Genomic DNA, 17039 nt, shown 5'->3' on the forward strand with positions numbered 1-17039 from the left:
CTTTGTACATCAGTCGATTGCTGTGTCCGTAAGGGAATAAAATGACTCAGAGCCACGTCGCCGGCAACCAGGTAGCGCGGCGGATTGCTTTCGCCACGATCGGCGATTCGCGCGACGTTAAGTTTTGGTCCGGCACTCCGTTTCACATGTCGAAATCGCTAGCAGATGAAGGTCATGAGGTGGTCCATATCGGTCCCCTAAACGCACCGATTCTGCCTCTATACAAGGCGTATTCCAGAGTTCGCCGTGTTTTTCGCAGTCGCGGCCTTTCTCCATTCCATGCGGGGTCAGTAGTCGCTCAGTATGCAGCTGACTCAGAGCGCAAGATCCGCGCGGCCGCGCCCGATGTCGTCTTCGCGCCCGCCGGATCCACTTTTGCTTGGAGCGTGCCCGAGGGCATTCCGCTCGTCTATGCTTCCGACGCGACCTTTCGGCTCGTTGAGAACTACCATCCGAACTATCGAAACTTGTCGCGCGCTGCCAGGGACATCGCTGAACGCTTGGAACGCAACACGATCGCGCGCGCTAATCTGCTCCTCTACCCGTCGGAATGGGCAGCCCAATCCGCCATTAGGGATTACGGTGCCGACCGTGCCCGTGTGCATGTCATTCCGTGGGGGGCCAACCTTGATGAAACGCCGTATCGCGCCTCCGTGCTTGCAGGCCGCAAACCTGGTCCCTGTCGGCTCCTCTTCATAGGTGCCAACTGGGTGGAGAAGGGCGCGGACATCGCGGTCCGAACCCTCGCTGAGTTGAGAAACAGGGGCGTAGAGGCGGAACTCGTGATTTGCGGATGTACTCCGCGTAAACCGCTCACTCGAGATGGTTTGACGATCATCCCCTATCTCGACAAGAATGATCGCGAACAGCGCAAACGACTGGATCAACTCTATCGCGACGCGGATTTCTTTCTGCTGCCAACCCGGGCAGATTGCTACGGCATCGTGTTCTGTGAAGCTGCAGCCCATGCGGTACCGAGCATTGCGCCGGCCACTGGTGGCGTCCCCTGCGCTATCCGCGACGGCGAGACCGGCATCTTGTTGCCGCCGAATGCCACGAAGACGGACTATGCGACGGTCATCTTCGAGATTTTTGCGAACCCGGACCGGCTGGCGCGCCTGAGACGATCGAGCCGTGACGCCTTCGAGGCTCGACTGAACTGGCAGACCTGGGGACGGCGAGTCTCAGATCTGATGCGAACTCTATGATTGTTCTGAACTATCACGAATTGGTGGAAGCCTCGCCTTCGAATGCGTGGTGCCTGACCCAAGACGCATTCGACGCGCATCTTGCACTTTGCGGGGACAGACTGATCTCGCCTCAGAGTTTTCTGGAGCATTGCACCGGTCCCAAAGCCAGCGCCACCGGCGCGGTCCTCCTCACTTTCGACGATGGATTTCTTTCGGACTACACACTTGCCTATGCTCGCTACTTGAAGACCGGTCGAATTCCGGGCTTCGTGTCCTTTATTCCAGTGGATTTTGTAGGGACACGGGGGCGTATGAGCTGGGAGATGATTCAGGAGCTTGGCAGGGCTGGTATCGCGATTGGCTCACATGGCATGGGGCACGTCGATTTGACCATTGTTTCGGATGTCGAACTCGAGCGCGAGCTTGTGGTTTCGAAGTCAATGCTGGAGGATCGCCTCGGGCAAGAGGTCACTCTTTTTGCGTTTCCATACGGGCGCTTTTCCCGACGGGTTTGGGAGGCGGCTTTGGGGGCTGGCTATACGCACCTCTTTACAATCCAGCTTGGGTATCATCGCGGATTCGAATCCTTTCTCTATTCCCGCCTTTGTCTGACGAACAACATGGATGCGGAGTACATGCGACGGCACTTGCTTGATCCGGCTGCGATGCGTGGCATTGCCTGGAGGGTCAGCACAAAGCTGGGAATCTATCGCCGATTGATGCGCTGGCGCTATCGATAGCGTGATACTGGTAGACACTTGATAGACGAGTGTTCTCAGTGTCGGTACCAGTCAAAATGTCGTCACGGTGTAATCCGAACGTGGGACCCGCGGCAGCAGATGTTGACGTTGCCGGTTGGAGGCTCGGAAGCTCCTTGCTATCTTTTGACATTTTGGCGGGGAAGCCGATCGTTTTCAAACCTGAAACCGCGGGACCATTAGCTTGGCGAGAATCGGGACGCGGAATCGTGATCGTTTCGCGCCGGAGAGGCTCTGTTGAAAACAGCGTCGTAGGCCGCCATCAAGTTTGGTTCTTCATGCTCCCAGGACAGCTCGTCGCGTACACGATTGCGTCCGTACAAGCCCATATCGCGCCGCCGCAATGGGTCATTGATGAGTTCGAGGATCTTGTCACCGAAATCAGTCGTGTCGGTGTTGCGCGCGTAGAGAGAAGCGGACAGTGCGGATACCCGTCCCTCGGCTAGGTCGAACTGCACGATCGGCTTGCCGAGCGCCATGTACTCCATGACCTTGTTCATGGTCGACATGTCGTTCATCGCGTTGGGGCGATCTGGATTGACGCAGACATCTGCAGTCGAGAGTACCTTGAAAAGCGTCGTGTCGTCGATCCTGCCGGTGAAGGTGACAAATTCCGAAAGTTGCATCCGCGCACAGGTCTCTTTGAGCTTGTCCAGGCTTGGTCCCGCGCCCATGATGACGAACTGGATATCGTTGCGTCGGCATGCGGATGTGATGTGCCGAACCGCCTCTAGCAGGAGGTCAATGCCTTCCTGCTCTCCGATCACACCGACATAGGCGACCAGATGCGACCGGCCATTGCGCCACGTGTTGTCAGGAGCGAGCTCACGCACGCGCGCGAGGTTTGGCCCGGAGCGGACAACAAATACGCGATCGGGCTTCATCCCTCCGCGCTGGATGGCGACGTCGGCGTAAGACTTGTTGGTGGCGATTGATACGTCAGCCACGCTGAAAGTCATTCGCTCGAGAAGGACAAGCGCCTTCCAGACCAGTCCGCGATGTCCAAATTTCGCCTCGAATAGCTCGGGATTCAAATCGTGATGATCAAACACGAACTTCTTGCCGAATACGTACTTGTAGAACGCCCCAACCAGAAAAATGAGATCCGGCGGATTGCAGGCGTGAATCACGTCAAAACCTCGCCGCCAAAACACCTTGAGCGAATAGGCGAATTCCCACCATAGCGCGCTGCTGTATTCGGCGATGTAGCCAAGCTTGCCATTGGCTTCGATTGGCTGCGGATGGCGATAAACTTCGATGCCGTCAATCGATTCGAACGGAGCTTCTGCGAACGGACCGCGGGGACAGATCACCGTCACTTCGTATCCGGCTCTCTGCAATGATTGCGCCTCCGCCCAGACTCGGCGATCGAACGGAACGGGGAGATTTTCAACAATGATCAAGATTTTTCGGGGGCGCATGCTGCGCGTGGCGTCAACTACCGATGTCAACGTCATGATCGCCATCCCCGCGACTTACCAACATATACCGCGATAGTCGCTTCCCGTCTGCCTTTCCGGCGCGATGCGTACGAGATCGATGATAATTTTATCATGCCCCTTCAAAATAGATGAGTTCTTTAGAAACTCCTTGCGGTTTCCCACAACGAGGACCTCGGCAAAGGAGGCGAGATCGCTCATTTTTTCTCGAAGCAAACAGGCAATGTGCGGCAGGCGACTCGTCAGGTGATCCCTGTTGACCCCCGTGAGTCGGGATAGGCGAACGTTCGAATCATAGATCGCGAGCTGATAACCGCGACCAATCAATCTTTCGGCAATCTCGAGCATCGGACTGTAGCGCAGATCGTCGGTGTCCGGCTTGAAGCTCAGTCCGATGAGTCCAACACGCCGCTTCCCGGTCGCAGTAATAAGTCGGAAGGCGCTTTGAATTTGGTTCTCATTCGCCTGCAACACGGCATCTAGCAATGGCGTGTCGATATCGGCATTTCTTCCGGCGTAGCGCAAAGCGCTGATGTCCTTTGGCAAGCAGGACCCGCCAAATGCAAACCCTGGTTTGAGGTATGCCGGGGAGATATTCAGCTTCTTGTCAGCGACCAGGACGTTCATGACTTGGTGGCTGTCGACTCCCATGGCCTTGCAAAGCAATCCCATTTCATTCGCGAAGCTGATTTTCGTCGCATGCCAGGCGTTGTTTGCATATTTGACGGCCTCTGCACCGCGAATTGAAAGGATGCAAGGCTTTGCCGAAAAGTGTGCGTGAAGTTTCAGGAGCCGCCGTAGCGTTAAAGGATCGTTGTCTACGCCGATTACAATAGTTCCTGGATCATCGTGGTCGGCGATAGCCGTTCCTTCTCGCAGGAATTCGGGAAGATAGGCGACCCCGAAATCTTGACAGGCTCTTTTGCCAGACGTCCGCTCCAGAATAGGTATGACGATATTCTCCATCGTGCCTGGCAGCATCGTTGAGCGCATTACAACGGAATGAAAGTTAGTAGTATTGCGGATACTTTCTCCGATCTCCTGCGCTACCCGGCTCACGAATGATGTTTCCAGGGAGCCGTTATCCTGCGAGGGTGTTCCGACACAGACCAATGAAATGTCCGTCGACGAGACGGCGGCCAAAGAATCGGTGGTTGCCTTCAGGCGACCGGCGCGGACTACAGAGCGGATACGTTCGGCGAGCTTCGGCTCGACGATAGGCGGCAGCCCGCGGTTCAGAAGATTGACCTTGTCTTGATTGACATCGACCGCCACCACGTCGTGTCCGTCTCGTGCGAGACAGGCGGCAGAAACTATGCCGACATAACCTATCCCGAAGACACTAATCCTGAACTTGCCAGCGGCGTCCAGGCGAGCCTCTCCCTTCTTTGCTAAAGTGGGGTTGTTCCACGCCTCGCGGGAGTCAACGTACGTGTCCATGGATGATCTCTCGAAATTTAAATGCGAGACGTTGGATTAATTGATGGTTATTATATTTGACATAATTAGAATATCAATAGTAATTGAATGATGAATTTAAATGCGGGTGGCTTCCTGGGCAGCTAGAAGCCCGGTGTCGGCCTTTGGCGATGGCTCCGGGGCGCTTGACCCCGGGCTTCGCTGGAACTGGCAGTTCTGCGGTTGGCTCCCAAAATTTGTTTTAATCAGTGCGTCAGGGTCGATTATGGTTATTTAAAACACATGGGCGGGTAGGGCTCTTGTCTCCCGGGGTGTTCCCTATTAATAATAAAATTAAATGTGGCGATGCTCTGGGCGTCACATCTTTACCTTGCGGTATCGCGCCTCCTGCCTAGCGGATGGATCGGATGGAACGCCTTGCAACGAGTGAGTCGCGTGATGTTATGGACTCGCTGGCTTTCGCGGGCGGGCAAGCCGCGGCGGCGCGGCCGAGGCGGATCCCCAAGATCTCCCCACTCATTCCTATCTTCGTTTTCGCCTTGGCTATGCCGATGCATTTCTATCTCGGCCCGACACGCTTGTCGCCCTACCGGCTGGTGCTGGTACTGACCTTCATTCCGTGTTTGATGGCGTGGTTATCTGGTTCGGTCGGGCGCATACGGCTGCCGGATATCTGGATGCTTTTGGCGGCGATATGGGGTGCGGTTATATTGGTGAGCGTGCACGGCATTGACCAAGGTCTGCAATCTGGAGGGATATTCGTCATAGAGACATTAGGAACATTCCTTTTTGCAAGGCGATTCATTCGGGATGTCTTCGCGTTCCAGCGCATGGTGGGTTCTTTGGTGCTTATGGTTCTTATTCTTCTGCCATTCGCCCTCTATGAGAATGTCACCGGCTCGCCGATCTTGATTGAATTGTTCGGCAAGGTGTTTTCCGTTTACGGTATCGCTGGCAGTGAACCAAGGTTCGGGCTTAGACGAGCTCAGGGCCCGTTCGAACACTTCATTTTATTTGGTGTCGTTTGCTCAAGTGTATTCGCCTTGAGCTTTTATGTATTTGGCCTCGCGCGCCGGGGAGGACGATTAGCAACGGGTTTGGTGGCAATAGCGGTATTCTCCTCCCTTTCCGCCGGTGCTCTCCTATCCGTTGCCGTTCAGGCCATCTTGATCGTTTGGGACAAGATCACAGCTAGCGTGGCGCGACGTTGGGGAATATTGGGCACGCTTGTAATTGCTGCCTATTTTGTCGTGGATTTGAACTCGAATCGCAGCCCTTTCACTATCTTTATTTCGTACCTGACCTTTAACGCGGACAATTCCTACATGCGTGTGCATATCTGGAACTACGCGACGCGATCAGTGATGGAGCACCCGATCTTTGGAATTGGCTTCGGTGATTGGGAACGTCCCGAGTGGCTGGGCGGCAGCATAGATAATTTCTGGTTGGTCACTGCCGTGCGCTACGGTATCCCCGGCCTTTTGTTCCTCGCTGGCGGATTTCTTTCGGTTTGCTTTGGACTGGGACGGATCAGAAATCTGTCATTCCAGGCGGCGCAATGCCGAAAGGGTCTCATTATCGCCCTTTGTGGACTAGCCCTCGCCAGTTGCACCGTCCACTTGTGGGATGCTCCTTATGTCCTGCTCATTTTCCTGCTCGGTAGCGGCATGTGGATGTTTGAGCAGGGTAACTGGGACCCTCCCGCCCAGTCCGCCGCTCACAACGCTCACTCACTTTCATCGCACGGCTTGTGGCGAGGATCGGAAGCGCCTCGCAATGAACCGCACGGTCCGGCCGGCTGGCGTGGTTGCGTGACTACGAATCGACGTCGCTCATAAGGAACACTTGACGGGCGTTTTCGCCACCGTAGCCGTTCCGACCTATGTGGCGATGTGAAAAATCGATTTGACGAACCTCGTAGAGTAATTGCGAAGCAGGGCCCTTGCCTCACGGGGTGAATCCAGCGGAAGCTCGTTCTGGCCTACCCGCAGCCGAGCAGAAAGCCATGGGCCATCTCCGAGGGGCCTCGCGGGGCTCTGCACAATGGGTCGGTTTCAACGTTTCAACACAGATAGTTTAAAGTACACTGCAGGCCTGTCAGGGGTTTGCGGGCAGGCGGGGCATTGCAGGCGGCCGCGGTATGAGCTCTCCAAGGACGAGTTTGTCGCCATGCCATCCCGCCCAGCGGACGTTCTCCCATTGCACGATGTTGATGCGCCGCCCTTTGACCACGTCGAACAGGAACGCGCCATAGCGGAAGGAGCCATGCACGAAATAGACATTCTTCAGGCTCACCGAGGAGCCGCCGTCTGCCGGGATACGGAGGCCATGATTGCCACCCTCGAACAGCACGTTCTCGAAGACGTGTGAGCCTCGCCAGTTATCGGCCGACCAGTAACCCGCCGTCGAGGCTCCAGCCAGCTTGAACGTCGAGTTCTTGACTGTGACGGTGCCCGTGGAGTCTGGCGCATAGCACTGCAAGCCATCCGCGTGATCGTCGCCGACTCCCGTTGCCGCGATATAGACCCAAGTCAGATTAATATTGCCGCTGATGCACCGAACCCCTTCTCGTGACTGAATGCGAACCCGCGTGAGGCTACAGGAGCCGCCGCAGGTGATCGTCGGCTCCCCCGAGTTCTCAACGATTGACAAGTCGGTTAGGGACGATTCCGGCGACAATGCGATACGACTCGTGCCGCTCGTAACGTTTGCATAGACGGGATCATTGAAGCTCAACGGAACGCCGGCCGAGTTCTCCGGATTAGGCGTGGGATCGGGCATCGCGGCAGGAACGACCGTCACACGACCCGTTGCTGTGGTGCGATAGCTGCCGGGGTGAATCTCGAACTCTTTGCCTGGCGTCGCTAAGGCGCCGCTTCTGCAGGTCTCCCGCACGCCATTAGCATGGGGGGCGCTCGAGAGTAATGCGCCCCCGGGATCAAGGCACGTCAATTTCGCAGTTTCGACTCGCGTCGAGGAAACGGTCGGCTGGACAATAACGGCCCCTACCAGCAACAGGGTCAAGGTTATGAGGTAGCGCATGGAAGCTCTCCTAAAGCGAACTTCTGCCGAATCTCTGCCCATCCGAACCAGCGCAACGCTTCGGGAAGATTCTCCGTTGGTTTGAGGAACGCCGCATGCAGGCTGCTTGCGGGGGCATGCCGCGCGCTATCACAAAATAGCTCATAAACGCCGCTATCGAGAGCCTGATCTCGGTATCATGGAGGTGCGTCAAACTCCGACGTTCGGGGAGCGAGTTGATCTTGGGCCCGAGCGGTACTCAAGGAGTCGCCGGTTGCGGCGACCCAGTTCTCTTTTGCAATGATCGGCTAGTTCGCCGATGAGACTTTGAACATCAGCGTGATGCGCAAGAGCGGGCACAGGCGCGAGATGCCTCGCGCCACGTGCGGGATAGAACCGGGAAATCTCACAAGTCGATTCGCCTTGGGGTATACTGCGCACAGCAGATCATCCCCATTTTCATTGAAGAACAGCGTCTCGCCCGCCCAGTCCGGGTTCCAATGCGGATGTGGGTAATACAGCAGCGTATAGTGCTCGGCCGACATCGAATCCTTGTGCACGCCGCCTTCGGCACCGAATGGATAACCGTTGGCATAGCAGCGCACCAGCCGCGACGACCCGCGCACTTTCTGCCACATTGCCTCAACCAGTGGATATTGGCTCAGTTCCTGCTCGGTCTGCGCATGTCGCTCAAGCCCCGCAGTCGGCACTTTCCAGAACCCGGCAAAGTGCTTGAACCAGTAACGGCTAGCGTCGTTGCCCATATGTGAACGCGCGCCGTAAACCCAGCCCGGGCTCTGCAAGAACTCATATATCTGCTCTTGCTCGGACTTGTTCAGATAGTCGTCTATCACTTCCACATCTGCGGCGCCGTACTGGCGCGCTTGGGACTGGAGTCCTGTTGAGTTTCCTGACATCGTTCCACTGGATGACATTGCGCGTACTCAGTCCGATGAACGCTAGTAGACGACATTGTTAGGTGAAGCGGCGCGCGCCCCTGTCAGAACTAGAATTCGCTGTAACAAGTGTGCTGTTCGAGAATTGCGGTTCTCCATGGCCGAAACAAGATGATTATGTGGCCAATTACTAGGCACGCAGCCTTCGATCGAACCAGAGCAGAAGCTGCGATTCATTGATGCTCACGCCCAAGAATAATCTGGAAGCTGGCTGTTGTTCTAGGCTGTTCCCATTTGACGTGTGTGCATAACTGCACCAATCTTGAATTAGTCGTACTCTCGCATTTTCTGATCGAAAATCAAAGCATGAATAATGACTCTGTCAAACTCGTCGGTGCGATACTTTTCTCTTTCACTGCATCCATTGCCGGGGCGCCGGCGCCTCTTTGCCGGAGCGTCGGGCCGATGTCCTTGGTTGTGATCCGCAGGAGTCCTGCGTCTCAGGGCTGGTGGCGATCAACGACAGGCAGGCGCGTGAGCAGATCGCTTTTCTTTCTGCAAAGGGGTCCATTCTCTTGCCCGGTTGCACGTTGTGGATCTCAGCATCTCCTCTGGGACGGGCTTTTGTTCGGAAGCAGCGTTCGAGCATGTGCAAGCTGCCAAGTGGGCAATGGTCGTCCGTCAGCATCGACAGAAAATGAAAAGGCGGTTTGAGCCATGTCGACCATCAGCTCCAAGATTGCCATCATAATTGTCTCATACTGCAATGTCGCCGATGTCGATCGTTGCTTGAAGTCGCTTGCTCGTTCGGATTGGGATCATTTTGAGGTCTTCATTTGCGAAAATGGCGGGGAGGCAGCCTACCGGAGATTGCTGGCGGCGCTCGTGGGACCGGACCGAACATTGCAAGGAGCATCGGATGCGCCGGATACTCTTGACCAGCCACGGAAGCGATTGGCCGCAGTGGCAAAATGCCGATTTCAGGATCGCACGAATGCTGTCCGAGTTGGGCTCGCAATTGAGAACCTCGGTTACGGGGGCGGCGTAAACGCGTGGCTTGAGCCGTTGCGCGGTGTCCCCGGTTGGAGTTCAGTGCTAATCCTGAACCCCGATACCGAAGTGGATAGCCGCGGTCTGTCCGAATTGATTGCCAAGTCTGCTGAGGGATTTGGCATGGTGGGCGGAAGCCTGGTCTTTCACGATGCCCCCGACAAGATCATCAACTACGGACTGCATTGGTCTCGAACGACAGGCCGCGTTGTTGCCGTAGGAAGGAATGCGCCAATTGGTAGTGCCCCCTCCGTCGAAGATCTTGGTCGGATCGATGCGGTAAGCGGAGCGTGTGTTCTGGCAACGCGAGCGTTCGTCGAAGACGTCGGTCTCATGGCTGAGGACTATTTCCTTTATATGGAAGATCTGGATTGGGGGCGGCGGCGCGGAAAGCACCGCATCGGCTTCGCGAGCAAAGCGATCATTCGCCACATTGGCGGAACGACCATCGGATCTGCCGTTGCTCCCGAGAAACGCTCGCATCTCTCGATTTATCTGTCTGCCCGTAACGGAATTCTCTATGCGCGGCGCTTTGCAGGATGGCGCTGGATCTGCCATTTCGGAGTCGGAGTGTTGTTCGCAGCACGATATATGGTCAAAGGCTCCGTGCCGGCCGCAAGAGTTGCTTTCGTGGGTTTGCTGGACGGCGCAAAAGGCAAGACAGGGCGGCCGGATGCGGTGCCCGGCGCGCAAGAGCTCGGTTGATCGGGGCGCCGATCCCGCCGAGGTCCCAACGCACGCAGCAGATTTTTGCCCTACCGGCGGTGGGGTCCGGCGAGTCGACTACTCGGCAATATTGAAAATTGCGTTTGGTTCATCGATTATATTTTGGTTGGTTCGATGGGATTGTCGTCCCAATATTATTAATTTGTTTTCGGGACCCGTTGACCTCCAATAGGGTTTTGTCGAACGGCAGATCGTCGGTCCAGTATTCCTAGGTATAGGTTGATGTTATTGGCGTAGCTGTTGAACGCCGACTTGATGCTTGAGTTAATTAAAGAATCTCGGATGTATTGAATTCGTGGGCGGTGCGATTTTGGCTGGGTTAGCTGGGAATTACCTTGGGTGGGCCGTCGTGTCGTCGCAAAAAAGCCTCCACCCATCGTGAAGACGAACCGAACGGCGCTGCGCTAGCAGAGTCGCACTTGGGGTATCGCCGCTCGGAAAAAGTTAAATTGGGCGCGTGCCACGGACAACCATTCGAAGCTATCAACAACCAATCGAAGCTATCAGGAGAAAATTGAATGGCAGCCATTCCTCTGAGCTGGAATGACCCGATGTTTAGCAGCAATACGACTTCACAGGCAGTCACTCTGCAAAATGGCGGAACGCTTTCGAACACGAGCATTACCGACACCGGCTCTGTTGCGTCCGTCATGGGCAGCGGCTCGTTCACCCTCGACGAGGTTCGAATTAATTCAAGAGAAGGTGTGCGCATTGCGGGGGGCGGGGATATAAAAATCAACAATTCGTACATTGAAACTACGGGAATATCGGGCGATCACGCCGACGGTATTCAGGCCTATTCCCCCGGCGCCACCGGAAGTTTGACGATCACAAATTCGACGATCGTCTCACACGACAGTAACGCAACCGCTGGGGTGTGGGTTGCAGACGGTTACAGCGGAACGTTCACTTTCAATAATGTCGTGTTCGAGGGTGGCCCGTTTGGCCTGCGTATTGCGGCGGATGCAGACGATTGCTACGTGGCCCTCAAGGACGTGTATTTTGTAGGCCCATTTAGCGGCGACGACTTTCTCTTTCAGCAGGTCAATGCGAAGATCCACATCACGGAGTGGGACAATGTACGCTCCGCAACTATCGTGAATGGTCAACTCGTCCCGGGTGGTCTCATCGCCCCCCCTCTACCGGTGGAAGGGTCGACTGCGCCCACCGCACCGGCGACGCCGACCGCGCCGGGTGCGCCCACTATCGCGTCGTTCTCGACCGACAGCGGCACCGCAGGCGACAAGATCACCAACGACAATACCATCGAGCTCAAGGGTGCCGCTGCTGCCGGGAGCACTGTCAAGATCTACGACGGTACGACCCAGATCGGTTCGACGACTGCGAACTCGAGCGGCAATTGGGACTATATCACAAAGGTCCTGACTGACGCCAAGCATACGCTCACCGCAACGGCAACCAATTCGTCGGGGGAGACCAGCGCGGCATCGTCTGCGCTGGCAGTCACCGTCGACACTAAAGCGCCGACGGCGCCGACAATTGTCAGCCATACGGTGAACAGCGCCAATCAGGCGGTGATGTCGGGCAATGCCGAAGCGAGCAGCGTCGTAAAGGTGTTCGACGGCACGACCCAGATCGGGACCGCGACGACCAACAGCAGCGGCGTTTGGGCCTATACCACCGCCGCTCTTGCGGCCGGTTCGCACAGCCTCACCTCAAAGGCAATGGACGTGGCGGGTAATACCAGTGTGGCGTCCGCCGTGGTTACGGCCAGCATCGGTACCTCGACTTCCCCCACCACACCGACGTCCCCCACCACGCCGACGTCGCCAACTGCTGGCACGGTGATCGAGTCGGCCGGTGCGACACGTCTCGTGGAGAGTGGTGACAAATACTACCTCAACACCAGCACCGGGACGGGCCCGTCCCTGAAGTCTCACGGTGTGGATTTTGTCGACGGGTCAGATGGCACCTGGGCGCCGATTGGTGCGGAGAAGACGACCACGGGCTATGAGGTTGTCTGGAAAGAGGCGAGCACGGGTCAGTACACGGCGTGGAACACCGACAGCAATGGCAACTACGTCTCCCATGTCAGCAGCCTGACCGGCTCCACGTCGGGCGGCTCGGTGTCCGGTACGAACTCGGGCCTTAAGTCGCTCGAGACGACCTTCCATCAGGATCTGAACGGTGACGGGCAGATCGGTGCTACCAGTTCGACCACACCGACCACACCGACCACACCGACGTCGCCACCGCCAACTGCTGGCACGGTAATCGAGTCGGCTGGTGCAACACGTCTCGTTGAGAGCAGCGACAAATACTACCTCAACAGCAGCACCGGGACGGGCCCGTCGCTGAAGTATCACGGCGTGGAGTTTGTCGACGGGTCAGACGGCAACTGGGCGCCGATTGGTGCGGAGAAGACTGCGACGGGCTATCAGGTCGTCTGGAAAGAGACGAGCACGGGTCAGTACACGGCGTGGAACACCGATAGCAACGGCAACTACGTTTCTCATGTCAGCAGCCTGACCGGCTCCACGTCCGGCGGCTCCGTGTCGGGTACGAACTCCGGACTTAAATCGCTCGAGACGAGCTTTCACCAGGATCTCAATGGTGACGGGCAGATCGGTGCTTCCAGCGTAGCTACGTCCTCCACGAGCAACAGTCAGGTCGTTGCTACTTCGAGCTCGACAGGCAGCAACACACAGACGAGCACATCAGGCAATGATCTCTTCGTTGGCACCAGCAAGGCCGACACTTTCTCGTTTGCCGCGAATTTCGGCAACGACGTCATCAAGGGCTTCGTTGCCGGCGGACCTGCACACGACACGGTCGAGTTCAGCAAGACCGTGTTCGACAGTTTCGCGAGCGTTCTCTCCCATGCGGCCCAGTCAGGCGGCGACGTCGTGATCGCGACGGGGAGCGACACGCTCACGCTGAAGAACACCAAGCTGGATGGTTTGACCAGCCACGACTTCCACTTCGCGTAGGGACTGCGTAACCACACAGAAAGTACTCAACAACGGCCTCGAGGGATCTCTTGGGGGATCCCCGACAAGGCATGACTCAAGGGCGGCTGCCATGATGGACTTTAGACGGCGGGGGGTGATCCCCCCGCCTGCGAATCTTTTTCGCATTCCACTTCTGCACATATCAGGACTATGGGCTGGCGGAGGACAGTCGGCGGATGACGCCGAACTGCGGACGCCGCGACTGATCGGCTGGGCAAAGCGCTCGGTCGAAGTCCTGCGGCAACGGATATTCGCTGATCGATCCCGGTCGGCGAAGGATTATGACGAGCCGCAGTCAGAGATGTCCGCTTTCCTGCGGTCTTGCCGCCGGATTTTCTGGGCTCTCGCGGCCTTCAGCGGGATGAGCAATCTTCTCATGCTCACCGGCTCGTTCTTCATGCTGCAAGTCTATGATCGGGTTCTGCCCGGGCGCAGCATACCGACGCTGATGGCCTTGATGGTTCTGGCCACCGTTCTTTACCTGTTCCAGGGTGGGCTCGACCTCGTCAGGAGCAGGATCAGCGCCCGGGTCGGCCGGTATTTCGATGAAAGGCTCAGCGTTCGCATATTCGACGCGCTTGTTCGCCTGCCTTTGAAGACCAGAGCCGACGGCGATGGCTTGCAGCCGGTGCGGGACCTTGATCAAATCCGCAGCTTCCTGTCGAGCGGAGGGCCGACGGCGCTCTTCGATCTGCCCTGGATGCCGATCTATCTCGGCGTCTGCTTTCTCTTTCACTTCTGGATTGGCGTCACTGCGCTGGCCGGCGCACTGGTCCTAGTCGTCATTACGATGCTCACGGAAACGCGCACCCGAGGGCCGGCAAAGGCGACCTCGCGTCTCGCAGTTTCGCGGACCGCACTGGCGCTCGAGGGGCGACGAAATGCCGAAGTCCTGCACGCCATGGGCATGCGGCAACAGGCGGCCTTGCGCTGGCGGGATGTTAACGCGAAATACCTCGCAGCCCATGAGCGGGCCAGCGATGTCGCGAACGGACTCGGTGGCGCCTCCAAGATTTTTCGGGCGATCTTGCAATCGCTGGTCCTCGCCGTTGGCGCCGTTCTCGTCATCAACCAGGAATCGACGGCCGGCATCATCATTGCCGGATCGATCCTCACCGCGCGGGCCCTGGCGCCCGTTGAATTGGCCATTGCGAACTGGAAAGGGTTCGTCGCCGCGCGGCAATCGGGGCAGCGAGTCGATCGCCTGCTGAAGCTTCTGCCTGAGGAGGAGGAGCGGTTGGCATTGCCTGCGCCTGTTGAAACCCTCACCGTCGAGCAGCTCTATATCGGCGCGCCAAACTCGGAGAGGCCCACCGTCAGTGAAGTGTCGTTCCAGCTGCGGAGGGGGCAGGCGGTCGGAATCATTGGTCCGAGCGGATCCGGCAAATCGACGTTGGCACGTGCGCTGGTCGGGGTCTGGCCGTGCATTCGAGGCAGGATCCGGCTCGACAAGGCTTCGCTCGATCACTGGTCTTCGGACGCCCTCGGCAAGCACATCGGTTATCTGCCTCAGGACGTCGAATTGTTCGACGGCAGCATTGCAATGAACATTGCACGGTTCGATCCGCAGGCAACGGCCGCCGCAGTTCTGGAAGCTTCGCATGCCGCGGGCGCACACGATCTCATCCTCTCCCTTCCGGACGGCTACAGCACGAAGATCGGCGAGGGAGGGGTAGCGCTGTCGGCGGGGCAGCGGCAGCGTATCGGGCTCGCGCGGGCCTTTTACGGCAAGCCTTTTCTGGTCGTGCTTGATGAGCCCTCTTCCAATCTTGACGCCGAGGGTGAGGAAGCCTTGACCGAGGCGATCCTGAACGTGCGCCGCCGGGGTGGGATTGTTGCGGTTATCGCGCATCGTCCGAAGGCGCTGGAGGCCGTGGACCATGTCCTGTGCCTCGGGGAAGGCAAGGTTCAGTCCTTCGGCAACAGAGAGGAGGTTCTCAACAGAGTGTTGCGAAATCCCGTTGCGCTCAAGGTCGTGGCGGAAGCTCAAGGAGGCAGCCGATGAACGGCCAGGTGGCTCCGGCAATGCAATCCATCCAGCGTTACATGATCGTCGGTATGATCATGTTCGGTCTGGTCACCTTTGGGATCGGCGGTTGGGCGACAACGACCCAATTGTCGGGCGCGGTGATCGCCCAAGGAGTGGTCGTGGTGGATTCAAGCGTCAAGAAAGTTCAGCATTCCACCGGTGGGATCGTGGGAGAGCTGCGCGTGCGGCAGGGCGACCGGGTCAACGCAGGGGATATTTTGATCCGCCTCGACGAGACCCAGACGCTCGCGAATGCGACGATCGTCACCAACAGCCTCGATGAGCTGTTCGCGCGGCAGGCTCGTCTCGAGACCGAGCGCGATGGTGCCGAGCACGTCATGTTTCCCAAGGTGCTGCTCGACCGGGCCAAGGAGAGCAACTCCGAGGCGAGCCGTGCAATCATCGCGGAGCGAAAGCTGTTCGACCTGCGTCGTCAGGCGAGGAGCGGCCAAAAAGCCCAGTTGCAGGAAAAAAGCGCGCAGCTGGAAAACGAGATCAAAGGCCTTACGGGGCAGACCGAGGCCAAGCAGAAGGAAGTCGAATTTATCCGGCAGGAGCTGGAGGGCGTGCGCAGTCTCTGGCAAAAAAATCTGGTGCCGATCACGCGGCTCAATTCCCTCGAGCGTGATTCCGCCCGCCTCGAAGGCGAGCGCAGTCAGCTGGCAGGAATGATCGCTCAGTCGAAGGGCAAGATCGCCGAAATCGGACTCCAGATCATTCAGATCGACCAGGACCTGCGGACGGAAGTCGGCAAGGATCTGATCGAAACGCGTTCGAAACTCTCCGAGCTGGGCGAGCGCAAAACTGCGGCGGTCGATCAACTGAACCGGGTCGATATCCGGGCGCCGCAATCCGGCCGCGTCCACGAGCTGAGCGTCCACACGGTTGGAGGTGTGATCTCTCCCGGCGAGCAGATCATGCTGATCGTGCCCGATGCGGACTCGCTTGCGGTTGAGGTCAAGATCGCACCGCGCGATATCGACCAGGTCTATGTGGGGCAGACCGCGACAATGCGTTTCGCGGCGTTCAACCAGAAGACCACGCCGGAAATCGACGCAGAGGTCAGCATGGTCTCGGCAGACATCACCCAGGATCAGCGTGCCGGCACGAGTTACTACACGGGGCGCGTTCTGCTGAAGCCGGAAGAGCTGGCGAAACTCGGGTCGGCCAAGCTGTTGCCCGGCATGCCCGTCGAGGTCTTCATCAAGACGGGAGGTCGGACCGCGTTGTCCTACCTGCTCAAGCCGCTGCAGGATCAGGCGGAGCGCGCATTCAAGGAGCGCTGACTCTTCGCGGGAAGATAGTACGGCTCGACTGCGCGAATTCGGGCTGGCGCCCTATCCGTGGGCGCCAGCGTTGCGATTAGCCTCTGAAGGAAGGCACGGCTGGGCGGCTGGAAGCATCCGCAGCGGGCGTGGCTAGCCGACGAGTGCGCGTCACAAGCCAGGACGGAGCCTGCGGTCTGGTTTGAAGGCTCGACCGCGGCGTTCTGGTAATGTCTGGTCGTCGCAAGAGATTTGGTGGGGCGAGCGCGGTGAG

Annotated in this window: 11 protein-coding genes; 7 read left to right on the plus strand and 4 right to left on the minus strand. The window is 57.7% G+C overall.

The window, feature by feature from the left end:
• Positions 1 to 41: 41 nt before the first annotated feature.
• Positions 42 to 1208, plus strand: coding sequence for a glycosyltransferase family 4 protein (locus tag IVB19_RS13945; RefSeq protein WP_247821510.1), 1167 nt, complete (start codon positions 42 to 44; stop codon positions 1206 to 1208).
• Complete coding sequence (locus IVB19_RS13950; protein WP_247821511.1) at positions 1205 to 1930, plus strand: polysaccharide deacetylase family protein; 726 nt, start codon at positions 1205 to 1207, stop codon at positions 1928 to 1930. The genes IVB19_RS13945 and IVB19_RS13950 overlap by 4 nt, the downstream gene beginning before the upstream one ends.
• A 197-nt stretch (positions 1931 to 2127) precedes the next feature.
• Here IVB19_RS13950 and IVB19_RS13955 read toward each other — a convergent pair whose 3' ends face one another.
• Positions 2128 to 3405, minus strand: coding sequence for a glycosyltransferase family 4 protein (locus IVB19_RS13955; protein ID WP_247821512.1), 1278 nt, complete (start codon positions 3403 to 3405; stop codon positions 2128 to 2130).
• Positions 3406 to 3423: 18 nt separating this feature from the next.
• Positions 3424 to 4827 (minus strand): nucleotide sugar dehydrogenase, encoded by a 1404-nt coding sequence (locus IVB19_RS13960; RefSeq protein WP_247821513.1) that lies wholly within the window; start codon positions 4825 to 4827, stop codon positions 3424 to 3426.
• A 386-nt stretch (positions 4828 to 5213) separates the two neighbouring features.
• Between IVB19_RS13960 and IVB19_RS13965 the strand changes: the two genes are divergently transcribed.
• Positions 5214 to 6644, plus strand: a complete 1431-nt coding sequence (locus IVB19_RS13965; protein WP_247821514.1) for an O-antigen ligase family protein — start codon at positions 5214 to 5216, stop codon at positions 6642 to 6644.
• A gap of 259 nt (positions 6645 to 6903) precedes the next feature.
• Here IVB19_RS13965 and IVB19_RS13970 read toward each other — a convergent pair whose 3' ends face one another.
• Together IVB19_RS13970 and IVB19_RS13975 are read right to left on the minus strand one after the other, a co-directional pair.
• Positions 6904 to 7848 (minus strand): hypothetical protein, encoded by a 945-nt coding sequence (locus IVB19_RS13970; RefSeq protein ID WP_247821515.1) that lies wholly within the window; start codon positions 7846 to 7848, stop codon positions 6904 to 6906.
• A 287-nt stretch (positions 7849 to 8135) separates the two neighbouring features.
• Positions 8136 to 8762 (minus strand): 2OG-Fe(II) oxygenase, encoded by a 627-nt coding sequence (locus tag IVB19_RS13975; RefSeq protein WP_247821516.1) that lies wholly within the window; start codon positions 8760 to 8762, stop codon positions 8136 to 8138.
• Between the two features lie 678 nt (positions 8763 to 9440).
• Between IVB19_RS13975 and IVB19_RS13980 the strand changes: the two genes are divergently transcribed.
• The 4 genes from IVB19_RS13980 to IVB19_RS13995 all read left to right on the plus strand — a co-directional run bounded on the left by IVB19_RS13980 (position 9441) and on the right by IVB19_RS13995 (position 16786).
• A complete protein-coding gene (locus IVB19_RS13980) occupies positions 9441 to 10478 on the plus strand; it encodes a glycosyltransferase family protein (RefSeq protein WP_247821517.1) in 1038 nt (345 codons plus the stop codon).
• A 539-nt stretch (positions 10479 to 11017) separates the two neighbouring features.
• Positions 11018 to 13450: an Ig-like domain-containing protein gene (locus tag IVB19_RS13985; RefSeq protein WP_247821518.1), complete on the plus strand. Its 2433-nt coding sequence runs from the start codon at positions 11018 to 11020 to the stop codon at positions 13448 to 13450.
• A 322-nt stretch (positions 13451 to 13772) separates the two neighbouring features.
• Positions 13773 to 15476, plus strand: a complete 1704-nt coding sequence (locus IVB19_RS13990) for a type I secretion system permease/ATPase (RefSeq protein ID WP_247821519.1) — start codon at positions 13773 to 13775, stop codon at positions 15474 to 15476.
• The gene (locus IVB19_RS13995; protein WP_247821520.1) at positions 15473 to 16786 is read left to right on the plus strand and encodes an HlyD family type I secretion periplasmic adaptor subunit; all 1314 of its coding nucleotides are present in this window, start codon (positions 15473 to 15475) and stop codon (positions 16784 to 16786) included. Before IVB19_RS13990 ends, IVB19_RS13995 begins: the two co-directional genes overlap by 4 nt.
• The last annotated feature ends 253 nt before the right edge of the window (positions 16787 to 17039 follow it).

This window comes from Bradyrhizobium sp. 187 (assembly GCF_023101005.1).
Taxonomy (GTDB): Bacteria; Pseudomonadota; Alphaproteobacteria; order Rhizobiales; family Xanthobacteraceae; genus Bradyrhizobium; species Bradyrhizobium canariense_D.